Origin of the sequence: Gordonia sp. WA4-43 (assembly GCF_020520305.1) — a bacterium.
Lineage (GTDB): Bacteria > Actinomycetota > Actinomycetes > Mycobacteriales > Mycobacteriaceae > Gordonia > Gordonia hongkongensis.
The window spans coordinates 32,639-45,171 of the sequence record NZ_CP084736.1; the positions used below are offsets into that span (position 1 = coordinate 32,639).

Genomic DNA, 12,533 nt, shown 5'->3' on the forward strand with positions numbered 1-12,533 from the left:
GCCTGCGATGATCAGAACGCGGCCGGTAGGGTGGTCGCCGTTACACTGCGTGACTCACACTCCGGCGAGTCGCGCCCACGCGCGAGTGGCGGAATTGGCAGACGCGCTGGATTTAGGTTCCAGTGTCTCAGGACGTGGGGGTTCAAGTCCCCCCTCGCGCACCATAAACTCGCACCCGCAGTTGCGCTCGAAAGCCCTGCATCGTGAGTCGACGGTGACAGTGCTCCTCGCGCCTGGTGCAGCCTTGCCTAGGTAACAGCTCAAGTCGCGGCGCACTCGGCGCAGCAGAACTACCGACGCGCCGAGCACCCGTCGGCATCCGGCATGCCAACATTTCAAGCCTTCTCAGAACGGAAACACTTGCGGCAACGGTTGGCAGTGACGCCCGCTGGGCATCTCAGATTCCGCCCATCTAGATTGTCAATGACTGCGACTGTCTGGATGTTGGACATAGTTTGGCGGTAGCGAACCGTCGCACAGAGAAGAAACTCCGATCTGGGAACGGCGCCGGCAAGGTCTGTTGTCGGGACTGGATCGACCTCAACAGACGGAATTGTGTCGTCGAGTGCAGCGCCGATGACGTCGTCGAATTCAGTCGACCGGCGTGCATATCGAGATTGCGCTCAACATGCTCGTCGCCCGTTCTTCGATCATCTTGGGCGGACGGTCGCGAACCCTTGGAGCGCCGTGGCCGCTGCATGCATCTCGCGGAGTTCCGCTTTCGATGCCATGACCCGTTCTCAATGGACGCGGACTCGGCGGCCGGCTAGCGCCTTCGACTGGCGGCGCCAGATCACTCCATGAATGTCAGGGGTCTTCGATATGGTCACCTTTCCAATCAGTTGCAACTTACCTTTGCGGTTTCTGCGTCGCTTTTAGGATGCAAGCCGCACTCGACGGGAAGAGCGGTACAGAATGACTCGAACAAGAGCGCAACGTCTGCTATTGACGATGATCGCTCTACTTTGTCTGCGTTTTGGATTCCTACGACCGCGTCTAGAACGAAGAAAAAAGCCTTGCGCCGATGAAGCCCGTCTCGAGGCCCGAAGACTGTCAGCGGAAGCCAGGCGCCACGTCCGCGATCGATTTCGCTCTCGCGTAATCGGGGACGTGATCGGAGCCTTCGTAGTCACCTACGGCGCAGGCTATTTGGTCTGGCTTTTGGGACACCCGGGGCAGACGGACGCTCAGATGTTTGAGCCGTATCAGTGGGTTCCTGACATCCGACCACACTTAGATGGCCTCGTAACACCTGAGACCGCGCGAAACTGGATCGGTATCGCGCTGGCTGCTTCGGTGTCGATAAGCATCACACTGTCGATGCGAAACAAGGGGAGCGAATCCTACATTGAGCAAGCCGCAATGGCCCTATGGCGACAGTGTATGGATGCGATGACATCGGCGTTAGCATGCGCGTGCGTTGTAGTAATGACAGTCGGTTGGCTTGGTGTGCATGACAAGTCAGACGTCGGCGCGATGGTGCTGGCGACTTTTGGGACGATCGCTATCTTCTTGATGAGCAGCATCCTGCTCGATGACTTCAGCTCGGCGAGTCGCTACCGCCGCCAGAAAGTACTAGAGCAGCGACTCGACCGACTGCACAAGTGGCGGACAGTCCTGCGAGACAAGGGAGTGCCAAGTGTCTCGAACGGCCAGCGGCATTCCCTTGTCGGCGCCCTCTTCGTTAGGACCGCAGCGGTGAGTGCCCCGTTATGGGTGGGCGTTGTACTGTATGTCTCAGTCGTGAGGGTGCTTCGGGATCAGGCGATGGCCGGGAGTTACCTCTGGCAAACGGCGATACTCGTACCCACCGTCGTCACATTCTTTCTGTTTGTGATCGGATTCTGCGCTCTTACATCCTGGTCATCATTCAACACGAAGAGAATGAAGCTGCATTTTGTGTTGCAGCCATTCGCAGCCTGGATTCTTTGGAGTAGCGTAGCCCTGCCGACTACCATGGTCGCAGCCGTAGAGCGCGGGATCTCCTCTGGCGCATTTGTCGGTTTTCTGCTATTCGGTCTCCCACTAGCAATACTCAGTCTTTTTAGAGTTTCACGGGCCGGCAAGGTTCACCTACGCCGACGTCGGCTGTATCAGTTGGCCGTATGGTTCTCGCTGCCCGTTTGGGTACGAGTTCACGCGAGGCTGGACCAATCCGAACTGTTGTCACGTGCTGACCTGCAGCGGGAGTCTGCGAACCCCCTATACCGGGCGGTAGATCCGTGCGGAGAAGGCGACCCTGCATCGTCACCGTCTTCGCATACGATCGCGCGGGCGGCGAGTAGGTCAGTGAAGAAACATGTTCATGGTGGTTGGCGACCAGGCCGGGGCGTTGATGATAAGCCGGAACCCGTGGGTCGTGATGGCGTGTTCGGGTGCGAGGGTGGTTGAGAGTCCATGCGGCGAGGGCTCATGGCTCGTGTAGGTCGCGCGAGCGGGCGTTGGCTCGGGGGCTTCATGAGCGCTATAAGCAGGGTGTGGGCTTCGGTACTGCACCGCTGTGCATTAGGCGGCCCATTGTGAACCCAGACGGCTATCGCGACCGTCTGTTGGCCGGCAGCGATGGCGTCACCCTCACGGCTGTCGACGTGACCACCGGCGAGGTCGCGTGGACAGCACCGTTCCTCGCCATCGATTTCGACGCGGATGCGTTAGTCACCGGCAAAGCACTCGAGCCCTACGGCGACGGGTGGATCTTCTCGTCGGACCGTCGAATGATCGGGCTCGCGCCGCTCTGAGTCACAGCTCGGCCGAGATGACCTCGACCGCGTCGTCGTCGGCGAAGACGATCTGGTGATCGTCGGTCGAGATCGCCCAGCGGCGTAGTCGTGCGGTGTGCTCGTCGTCGATACGGGTCTCGACGGTGGTGTCGCCGGCCAGGTCCGCGAAGTCGTCGACGACCTCGCCCTCCCTTGTCGAACCGTCGTCGAGCGTGACCCTGACCCGGGCCGCCACGGAGACCTCCCCTGGGGCCTCGCCGTCAGCGTGGTCGGCGTCGACCGACTCGTTCTCCGTTGTGCTCATCCGGTTGTCCTGTCCCCTCGGGTGGCCTCCGACGGTGACTGCGTTGCACGTCGGTGGCACACCATGCGTGGACATCAGTTTATCAAAGATGTCCATTGACAGGATGAAGACGGGGAAGGTGCTGATCGGTGGCGGAATCCGCGCGGCATCTCGATTCGACGCCGCCGCAGGGTTTTTCCGCCCTGCCGGCGGAACTCCTTAGGGCAGAACGTAATCGGCGGGGGATCGACAATCAGCCCCGCGGAAGAACAATCGCCAGAGTCCGAAGAATCGGGCTCTGGCGATCAATGTGACAATACGGTGGGCTATATCAGTGTGCGGAGTTGTAGGCCTCGACGATGTCGTTCGGAATGCGGCCGCGTGCGGACACCTCATATCCGTTCTCCGCTGCCCAGTCTCGAATCGAGGCATTCACCGACGCACCACTCCCGGCGGAATTGGTCTTCGTCCGTGCTGATGGCGACCGTCGTCGGCCGCCGACCCGGGTCGATGCCTTGAGTAGTTTCGCGACTGTCACCTTGCCCTGCTCGATCTTGTCGAGATTGGCCGCGGACACGTCGAGCTCGTAGTCGACGCCGAGCCACGACCACGAAACGGTCTGTGCGTCTTGGGGATCGAGTTCGCGACCGTCCAGGTCGTCGACAAAGGTCACCGTCTGAATTTTCGACACGCCCCCAACGGTAGTCGATAGACGCGCGGGAAGCATGAACCTGCGCTTTCCCGGTGTCGGGATTCTCGGGCGAATCGTCCGACATCGCGATTACCGAATGCGCAACACGGAGTCAATTGCGGCCGGGAATGGCGAATCGGGGCGGTTCGGGATGGCGAATGGATTCTTCCGGACGTGACGGTTCCGATGTTCTCGACGCCGATGACCGGGAGGCTTCCGGCTTTCGCGTCGGCTTGATGCGGGGAGTCGAGTCGGTTGTCGTCCGCCGATTGGCCTCCGCGCCGAGTCCGCTGCCCGTCGTGTCGTCGACGCGTAGGCACATCGACCGAATTACGTGGTGCGCGGTCACCAGTCCGTAGGTCATCGGCAGGCCCAGGGCCGTGACGAGCAGTCTGGTGGGTCGTAGCGGGCTGTCACCGACGATCGACGGCTCGATGACATTGCCTACTTCCCGGATCAAATGCAGCGCCAACTTGTACGCATAATGCGCCGCGGTGATCGGTTTGCTGACCGTGAGCTCGTCCAGGGACACGGTCTCCCATGGGTCCGCCCCGTGGCCGATGTTGTGCCCGATGCCGAGAAGGATGTCGAGCGGCGCCCCGCCGAAGATCGGGATCAGCGAACCGAACAACGACGCCGCCAACTCGCCGACCGAGCGGTCCTCCGCGGGATCGAGCGGAATGAGGTTGTGATGAATGCGGATTCCGCGCATGGCGCCGAGAATTCTGGTGGTCTCGGCCCGGATGCGGGGTGCGTCGGCGGGATTGTTCTCCTGCGCCTGCGCAGACACATACCGCACCAGCCGGCCGAGTGTGAGCGACCCGATCGGCGTACACGTCTCGACATCCGCCAGGGCGAGGTGGTCGGCGATATCGGCCACCATCGGCGGGATCGGGATGTCGAAATGCACGGTGTCGCTCGCGCGTCCGGCCAGGGCGCGCTGTTCATCGGTGACGCGTGCGAGGCACTGCTCGAGGACCGTTTTCGCGGTGGCGCGCAGCAGGGCCTTCACCGCGAACTCCGACGAGAAGACGAAGGCCGAGATGAGCCAGTTGTAGGTGACGAACGGGGCCAGGAAGTCGGCGTCCGTGCCGGCGAAGGGGCTAACGAGGTCGGGGGTCGAACCGGCGAGGACGCGCGCGGGGATCAGGACCGTGGTGAACAGGTACAGCCACACCGTCTCCACGGCCTGGATGACGGTGATGTTCCCGAGGGGGATGGCCTCGGTGTGCCGGCCGTCGCGGATCTTCAGCAGGTTCGACACGAGGAGCTGCGAGATCGGGTCGCGGTAGTCGAGTGCGGGATCGTCGTCGTCGGCGCCGAGGGTGAGGGGGTGCTCGGTGACGGCGAGGGTCGACACGTGCAGACGGCGCATGTCGCGGTGCGCCGCGACCCGGCTCTGCCTCGCCGCGGCACGCAGAGACGGCGGCAGGACCTCGTACACCGCGTCGAAGACAGAGTCGTACACCACTGCGAGGGTCGTGAAATCGCCGCTTGCGCAGCGTGTCTCGGGGCCCTCAATTGACTTCGGCGTGGGCAGCAGCGGGCGGCTCATGGTCTCGATGCGCTCGAGTCGCTCGGGGTAGGTCTCGGTCTCCGGGTCGACGGTCGGTGTCAGTTCGTGGACCGGCGTCGCACGCAGGGGTGACGCGGAGAAGGGTGCCGGGCTGCCGAGCACCGCGGCGGTGCCCGACCCGCCGGCAAGAGTGGGCAACGACATCGCCAGAGTGAACACGGCGAACATCCGCAGAACCCATGGCGGTACACCCCGCGCCGCATTGCCCCGACCTGAACTCATGCACCCACTACCCGAATAGTCGTCTGATGACCCGGCGACACCGCCGGCGACCGTGCGCCGCCGCGGCGTCGTGCGTGACCACAGCAGTCCGCGAAGGGAAAGTTAGTCGAACGAAGCTCAAGGTGCGCGGCGAGAACCCCCGCACCGGGTCGGCGAACGGGGATGTCGGTGCGCCGTGCAACGATTCCGGGGTGAGACGTCGAGCGGCACGGTTGTCGGGAGTACTTGCCGCGGTGCCGGTCGCCGTGGTGCTCGTGTCGTGCGTCGACGTCGAACCCGGTCCGGGCCTCGAGCGCCCCTCATCCGAGCGCACCCAGCCCATGCCCTCGACGACGGGGCCATCGTCACCGCCGGCTGGTGCGTCGCCGGATACGCCGCCACCGGCGGTCGGCCGGGAACAGGCCGATCTCGCGTCGCTGCAGGTCAAGGGTCGCGCACCCAAGACCGGATATGAACGGTCGCGATTCGGGAGGGCATGGGACGACGCGGTCGACGTGCAGTACGGCCGCAACGGTTGCCGGACCCGGGAGGACATCCTGCGGCGAGACCTCACCGGCATCACCTTCCACGCCGACGGGTGCCGGGTGCTCGCCGGCACACTGGCGGATCCGTACACAGGTACGACGATGCCGTTCACCCGAGGCGAGGACACCTCGGCGCTGGTCCAGATCGACCACGTCGTCGCGTTGTCGGACGCCTGGCAGAAGGGCGCGGCCGTGTGGCCCGCCGGCAAGCGCGTCGAGTTCGCGAACGACCCGCGAAACCTCCAGGCGGTCTCGGGAGCCGTGAACCAGCAGAAGGGAGACGGCGACGCGGCGACCTGGCTTCCCCCGAACAAGTCGTACCGGTGCACCTACGTGAGCCGGCAGATCGAGGTCAAGAAGTCCTACGGGCTGTGGGTGACGCCTGCCGAACGCGACGCGATGAGTCGGGTCCTCGCGTCGTGCTGAACCCGTCGAGCCGAGGGCGCGCCGGTCGTCGGTAGCCTTGGGGACCGTGACCGCGGACCAGGGACGACCCCAGCCACTCGCCGACCGCGCGGATCGTCATCCTCTGTCCGAGCCCGCCGCCGTGGCGGCCCTCGGTGCCGATCTGCGGTCGGCGGGATACACGAACGACGGTGTCACCGAACTGCTCGGCGAAGGCGCTCACGATGCCCTCGTCCGCGGTGTCTGGTGGCCGGCCCTCGCCGCGACGCGTGATGTCGCCGGCGACCACCGTCGGCTGGCGACCCTCATCCGGCTGTTCCTGCTGGGCTCGGACGAACCCGAAGCCGCTGTCGCGGAGGCGGTTCCGACGACGGGCGTCGATGTGCTGGTCACGCAGGGCGTGCTGGCCCGGGTTGATGAATCGCTTCTACGGGCCCGCCTTGACATCCGTCCGCACGCCGACGACACCCGCGACTACCACGTGATCGCCGACCAGGATGCCGCGATGCGACCCGGACCCGTTGCCCACGACCACGTCCTGGGGATCGGCGGCGCGTCGATCTCGCTGGCCCGGGCCGTCATCCGCGAACCCGTCCGCCGCGCTCTCGACATCGGAACCGGATGTGGCATCCAGGCGCTGCATCTCGATGCGCACTGCGAGCAGATCGTGGCCACCGACACGAACGACCGGGCGCTGGCGCTGGCCGCCGCGACGGCCCGTCTCAACGGGATGTCGTGGGATCTGCGGGCGGGGAGCATGTTCGAACCCGTTGCAGGGGAACGGTTCGACCTCATCGTGTCCAACCCTCCGTTCGTCGTCGGCGCGGGCGGGCAGGACTACATCTACCGCGACTCGGGCGTCGTCGGGGACGGGCTGTGTGAACAACTCGTCCGCGAGCTGCCCGGGCACCTGAATCCTGGTGGCACCGCACAGATCCTGGCGAACTGGGTCATTCGCGACGGCGACGACTGGCCGGAACGGGTGCGGTCCTGGCTCGCCGGAACCGGACTCGACGCCTGGGTGGTCCAGCGGGAGGTCGCCGACCCCATCAGCTATGTGTCGCTGTGGCTGTCCGATGCCGGTGAGGACGAGGCGACCGCCGCGCGGCGAGGTGCGGAGTGGCTCGAATGGTTCGAGGCCAACGGCATCGTCGCCATCGGGATGGGCTCGATCACCGCCCGCGCCCCGCTCGACGGTGAGCACCGCGAGCCCGACGTCGTGATCGAGGAGATCACCGGCGCCGGTGAAGAGGTGACCGGGCCCGAGGCCCAGGCGTTCCTCGCGCGACGGCGCTACCTGCGGGAGACCTCCGACGAACAGTTGCTCGCTCGGCGGCTGTCGGTGGCCCCGGTCATGCTCGAGGAGCTCTCGCTCCCGGGGGACGAGGGCTGGCAACAGGTGTCGGCCGCCGTCCGCCGGCCCGGGGGTCCCGGCGCCGTTCTCGGTGTCGACGAGGTCTCGCGCGCACTGCTCGCCGGCAGTCGGGGGCAGGTCCCGCTGGGCGTACTGCTCGAACTCCTCGCCGACTTCCACGGCGTCGACGCCGACGCACTCGCCGAGGCGGCGCTGCCCGTGGTGCGCGAGGCGATCGGCCGGGGGATTTTGTACGAGGCGACGTGACTCAGGCCGGGAAGGTCGCGTCCAGCGCCGCGGCGAGATCCGCGATGAGATCGTCGGCGTCTTCCAGCCCGACGGAGAACCGCAGATGTCCCCACTCGCGGAACGGTTCGGGGTAGGCCGCGACCCGTGGGCCGTCGGTGCCGACATGGACGATGAGTGACTCGTCGTGTCCCAACGACACCGCCGAGGTGATCGTCGTCAGCGCCGCGACGAATCGGTTCTGGGTGGCCGGATCGCCGCGCACCGCGAACGCGATCATGGCCCCGAAGCCGCGGCCGCCGAACTGTCGTGCCGCGAGGTCGTGTTCGGGATGCGACGCCAGACCCGGGTACCGCACGTAGGTGATGCGCGGGTCGTCGTCGAGGAAGGCCGCGACCCGCTCGGCATTGCGTTGATGCTGGGCGAACCGGAGCGGCAGGGTGATCGCGCCGCGGGCGATCAGCCATGCGTTGAACGGCGAGATGACGCCGCCGACGTCGACCATCGCCTGTTCCCGGATCTGCGACATGAGCTCCGACCGGCCGAGCACGGCACCGCCCATGGCGTCGCCGTGCCCGTTGATGTACTTGGTCAGCGAATGGACGACGAGGTCCGCGCCGTCGGCGAGCGGACGGTACAGAGTGGGCGGCGTGAAGGTGGCGTCGACGAGCAGCAGGGCCTCGGCGTCGGCGGCGATCTGCGCCAGCGCGCCGATGTCGGCGACCTTCGTCGTCGGATTGGCGATCGTCTCGGCGATCAGCATGCGGGTGCCGGGGCGCAGGGCGGCCCGGGTGGCGTCGAGATCGCCGACATCGACGAAGGTCGCCTCGATCCCGTACTTGGTCGGCAGCAGTTCCGACCAGAGCTTCCAGGTGGCCTCGTAGGTGGTGTCGGACACCACCACGTGGTCCCCGGCGGACAGGAACGTGAAGAACACCGCGTGCAGCGCGGCCACGCCCGAGGCCAGGACGACGGCGTCGTCGGCCTCTTCCAGCGCGGCCAACTTGTTCTGCAGCGCAACCTGATTGGCGCCGGTGTTGCGTGTGTAGAACAGTTGCTCGGTGCCCGACCAGCTCATCGCCTCGGGTTCGGGCGGGAGGTGATACGAGTTCGCCATCGTGATCGGCGTCCGCACCGACGGGCCCGACGAGTCGTTCCCGGCGTGCACGCTGCGTGTCATCTCACCCGTCACGGATGAACTCCCATCGGCTCGGTCGCACGTGTCCCGGCCGGTGCTGTTCCGGCCCGGACTGGCCCGTCTCGTTCTGGCCCGTCTCCGGCTGTCCCGGTCCGGTCGACGCCGGGCAGGTCGTCGACGACCGGTCCGGGTTCCCGGGTGACGTCCGAGCTCTCCGGGGTGGGGACGCCGGGCTCGGGGCCGAGGACGATGTCGGGTCGATGCGGACGCACGAGCCGGACCATCCGCAGCGGTAGTTTGTGCAGTTTGTCGACGTGCGCGAAGTACCGGAACTCGGCCCACCCCCAGCAGGCGGCGAACACCAGGAGCGCGACGGCGTCCATCGTGACGGTGTTCCAGGGGCGGTGTGCGATGTGGATCGGCACCACGACGAGGGCAATCGCCTGGATGACGTAGGAGTCGAGACTGCGGGTGCCGGCCATGACCAGTGGACGCAGCCAGTCGTGATGCCACCACCTGAGCAACAGTCGGAAGATCCCGTAGACGGCCGGGATGGCCAGATAGGCGCCGATCGCGCGGGCCGGGCGGAAGTCGAGTTTGTCGGCGACCGCCGGTTCGAGATGGGCCCACGGCCCGTAGTCGATGCCGAAGTGGAAGAACAGTGCCACCGCGAGCGCGACGGCGACGATCGCGATGATCCAGCGGTCGACGAACTCCGGCACACGCCACTGCGACCAGTTCCAGCCGATCACCAGTGCCGGGACGAACATGATCTGCCAGCCGGCGACGTTCTGGATGTGCGGTGCCGCCTGGTAGGCGCTCAGATAGAACCAGTCGGGGGAGTGGACCAGCGAGATCAGGTACAGGGCGATCGAACCGGCGAGCACCCAGCGCCACCAGCCCTGACGCAGGAGGGGGAACAGCCCGAACGCGGAGATGAGCAAGACCATGTACAGCAGCAGGATGTTGCCCCCGCTGGGCAGATAGTCCATGGTCAGCGCCAGGCGCAGGCCGTCACCCCACCCGTCGACCGGCAGCAGGAGCGTCAGCCATCGGTGACCGGCCAGGGCGGCCGCGACCGCGACGAGGGCGATCGCCAGCTGGCACAGATAGAGGACGACGATCCGCTTGGCAAGACGCTTGTAGGCGAAAGCCAGCCCATGGCGAGCGACCCATCGTTGATAGACCAGACCAAGCACGACGCCCGAGAGCATCACGAACGCGGACATGCCGTCGACGTACGGAAAGGCGTGGGTCGGGGTGGCCAGCACGGACTCATGCGCGAAGTGCGCGGTGATCATGCTCCAGATGGCCACCCCGCGGGTGGCATCGATGGCCAGGTCTCGTTTCATTGACTTGCACGATAGACAGCGCCGCGGCCCGGGGCATCCCGGGCCGCGGCGAGTCGTGAAGAGAGATCCGCTCAGGTGTAGAGGTCGGCGATCGCTTCCTTGTGCGCGTCGTGGATGACGTTGCGCTTGAGCTTCATGGTCGGGGTGAGCTCACCGGTGTCGATGGTGAAATCGGTGTCCAGGATCGAGAACTTCTTGATCGCCTCGGCGTTGGAGACCTTGGTGTTCGCCTCCTTCACCGCGGCGTCGATCTCGGCCTTCAGGTCGGCGTTCTCGACCAGGTCCGAGATCGGGGTGTCGGCGGGGAGGTCATGACGGTCCAACCAACCGGGCACGGCCTCCGGGTCGATCGTGATCAGCGCGGCGATGAACGGCTTGTTGTCGCCGACGACGAGGCACTGGCTCACCATCGGGTGCGCCCGGATGGTGTCCTCGAGCTGCGCCGGCGAGACGTTCTTGCCGCCCGCGGTGACGATCAGTTCCTTCTTGCGGCCGGTGATGAAGAGGTAGCCGTCGTCGAGGGTGCCGATGTCACCGGTGTGGAACCACCCGTCGCGGATCGCGTCGTCGGTGGCGGCCTGGTTCTTCCAGTACCCACCGAACACGACCGGCCCCTTGAGCAGGACCTCGCCGTCCTCGGCGATGGCGACGGTGACGCCGGGGATCGGGCGTCCGACCGAACCGACCTTCTGGTTCTCCTCGTTGTTGGCCGTCACCGCGGCCGTGGTCTCCGACAGTCCGTAGCCCTCGTACACCGGGATGCCGACGCCGCGGAAGAAGTGGCCGAGGCGCGCACCGAGCGGAGCGCCACCGGAGATCGCTCCCTCGCACTGGCCGCCGAGGGCGTCGCGCAGCTTTCCGTACACGAGCTTGTCGAAGACGGCGTGCCGGAGCTTCAGGCCGAGGCCGACCTTGCCGGCCGCCGTCGCCTTGCTGTATTCGATCGCCGTGTCGGTGGCCTTGTCGAAGATCGACCCCTTGCCGCCGTCGTAGGCCTTCTGCTTGGCCGAGTTGTACACCTTCTCGAACACGCGCGGCACCGACAGCACGTAGTTCGGCTTGAACACGCCCAGGTCCGCGACGAGGTTCGTCAGGTCGTTGGTGTGGCCGAGGATCACGCCGTTCTCGACGCAGCCGACGGCGACGACGCGGGCGAAGATGTGCGCCAGCGGCAGGAAGAGCAGCGTCGACTTGCCCTCCCGCATACCGGCGCCGACCGCGTCGCGGGTCGCGGCCGTCTCGGCGAGGAAATTCGCGTGCGTCAGGACGACGCCCTTCGGCCGTCCGGTGGTGCCCGAGGTGTAGATCAGCGTGGCGGCATCCGACGACAACGCATTCGCCTGACGCTGGTCGAGGTCCGCGTCGGCGGTCTTCGCGCCGCGCTTGGTGACCGTGGGGAGCGCGTGGTCGTCGATGACCAGGGTCTCCTTGAGGGTGGGCGTCTCGTCGATGACCCGGAGATGGCGGGTGTAGTGCTCATGGTTCTCGACGAACAGGAGCTTGGCGCCGGAGTCCTCGAGAATCCACTGGACCTGGTCGGGGGCGGACGTCTCGTAGATCGCGACGGTGCACGCCCCGGCGCGCCAGATCGCGTAGTCCAGCACGGTCCACTCGTAGCGCGTCGACGACAGGATCGCGACGCGGTCGCCGGCCTGCACACCCGAGGCGATCAGACCCTTCGCGACCGCGTCCACCTCGTCGGTGAAGTGCTTGGCGGTGACGTTGACCCACTGGTTGTGCGAGCGCTTGCGGAAGAGCGGCATCGTGGGGCGCTCCGCGCGGTAGCGCAGGATCGTGTCGACGGTCGTCGCCTTGTCGTCGATCGTCAGATCGGACGGGGTGGCGTACTGCTGCTGCATGGCACTCCTGAGACGAGAGAACAAATGGACATTCCGGACATCGGTGTGCGTGTGACCGGGACCGATGGCCGGATGAGTGGCACTGACAGTACCAGTATTCGTTAGATGCATCACACCGGTTACCGAACGTGGCTCGTGCCCTGCTCAGGGGGCGGATGCGACC

At 65.9% G+C, this 12,533-nt stretch carries 9 protein-coding genes and 1 tRNA gene; 4 read left to right on the forward strand and 6 right to left on the reverse strand.

Translation table 11 applies throughout. From position 1 onward, the window contains the following. The first annotated feature begins 79 nt into the window (after positions 1 to 79). Together LEL84_RS00165 and LEL84_RS00170 are read left to right on the forward strand one after the other, a co-directional pair. Positions 80 to 164: transfer RNA gene (locus tag LEL84_RS00165), tRNA-Leu, on the forward strand. A 2,355-nt stretch (positions 165 to 2,519) separates the two neighbouring features. After that, positions 2,520 to 2,738 carry a hypothetical protein gene (locus LEL84_RS00170; RefSeq protein WP_058250001.1) on the forward strand — a complete coding sequence of 73 codons (219 nt, stop codon included), beginning with the start codon at positions 2,520 to 2,522 and terminating at the stop codon, positions 2,736 to 2,738. A 1-nt stretch (position 2,739) separates the two neighbouring features. Here LEL84_RS00170 and LEL84_RS00175 read toward each other — a convergent pair whose 3' ends face one another. The 3 genes from LEL84_RS00175 to LEL84_RS00185 all read right to left on the reverse strand — a co-directional run bounded on the left by LEL84_RS00175 (position 2,740) and on the right by LEL84_RS00185 (position 5,492). Beyond that, positions 2,740 to 3,024 carry a hypothetical protein gene (locus LEL84_RS00175; RefSeq protein WP_068971347.1) on the reverse strand — a complete coding sequence of 95 codons (285 nt, stop codon included), beginning with the start codon at positions 3,022 to 3,024 and terminating at the stop codon, positions 2,740 to 2,742. Between the two features lie 310 nt (positions 3,025 to 3,334). Next, positions 3,335 to 3,694 (reverse strand): histone-like nucleoid-structuring protein Lsr2, encoded by a 360-nt coding sequence (locus LEL84_RS00180; RefSeq protein WP_226513021.1) that lies wholly within the window; start codon positions 3,692 to 3,694, stop codon positions 3,335 to 3,337. A gap of 112 nt (positions 3,695 to 3,806) precedes the next feature. Further along, positions 3,807 to 5,492, reverse strand: coding sequence for a hypothetical protein (locus LEL84_RS00185; RefSeq protein WP_226513022.1), 1,686 nt, complete (start codon positions 5,490 to 5,492; stop codon positions 3,807 to 3,809). Positions 5,493 to 5,683: 191 nt separating this feature from the next. Here LEL84_RS00185 and LEL84_RS00190 point away from each other — a divergent pair, with 191 nt between their 5' ends. Both LEL84_RS00190 and LEL84_RS00195 read left to right on the forward strand, forming a co-directional pair. Continuing rightward, entirely contained in the window at positions 5,684 to 6,442 is a 759-nt protein-coding gene (locus LEL84_RS00190; RefSeq protein WP_319005252.1) for an HNH endonuclease family protein, read from the forward strand. Between the two features lie 46 nt (positions 6,443 to 6,488). Beyond that, a complete protein-coding gene (locus tag LEL84_RS00195) occupies positions 6,489 to 8,042 on the forward strand; it encodes a methyltransferase (RefSeq protein ID WP_226513023.1) in 1,554 nt (517 codons plus the stop codon). 1 nt (position 8,043) lies between these two features. Here the strand turns inward: LEL84_RS00195 and LEL84_RS00200 are convergent, their stop codons facing one another. The 3 genes from LEL84_RS00200 to LEL84_RS00210 form a co-directional block, all read right to left on the reverse strand. Beyond that, a complete protein-coding gene (locus tag LEL84_RS00200; RefSeq protein WP_068971349.1) occupies positions 8,044 to 9,201 on the reverse strand; it encodes a trans-sulfuration enzyme family protein in 1,158 nt (385 codons plus the stop codon). A gap of 8 nt (positions 9,202 to 9,209) precedes the next feature. Next, entirely contained in the window at positions 9,210 to 10,511 is a 1,302-nt protein-coding gene (gene opgC / locus LEL84_RS00205; RefSeq protein WP_226513024.1) for an OpgC domain-containing protein, read from the reverse strand. 71 nt (positions 10,512 to 10,582) lie between these two features. Continuing rightward, positions 10,583 to 12,370 (reverse strand): AMP-dependent synthetase/ligase, encoded by a 1,788-nt coding sequence (locus tag LEL84_RS00210; protein ID WP_065629042.1) that lies wholly within the window; start codon positions 12,368 to 12,370, stop codon positions 10,583 to 10,585. Positions 12,371 to 12,533: the final 163 nt, after the last annotated feature.

Bases quoted from the DNA above. Each gene is read 5' to 3' on its own strand.
- LEL84_RS00175 (WP_068971347.1), bottom strand. From the start codon at position 3,024: ATGAGCACAACGGAGAACGAGTCGGTCGACGCCGACCACGCTGACGGC.
- LEL84_RS00185 (WP_226513022.1), bottom strand. From the start codon at position 5,492: ATGAGTTCAGGTCGGGGCAATGCGGCGCGGGGTGTACCGCCATGGGTT.
- LEL84_RS00200 (WP_068971349.1), bottom strand. From the start codon at position 9,201: ATGACACGCAGCGTGCACGCCGGGAACGACTCGTCGGGCCCGTCGGTG.
- opgC (WP_226513024.1), bottom strand. From the start codon at position 10,511: ATGAAACGAGACCTGGCCATCGATGCCACCCGCGGGGTGGCCATCTGG.
- LEL84_RS00210 (WP_065629042.1), bottom strand. From the start codon at position 12,370: ATGCAGCAGCAGTACGCCACCCCGTCCGATCTGACGATCGACGACAAG.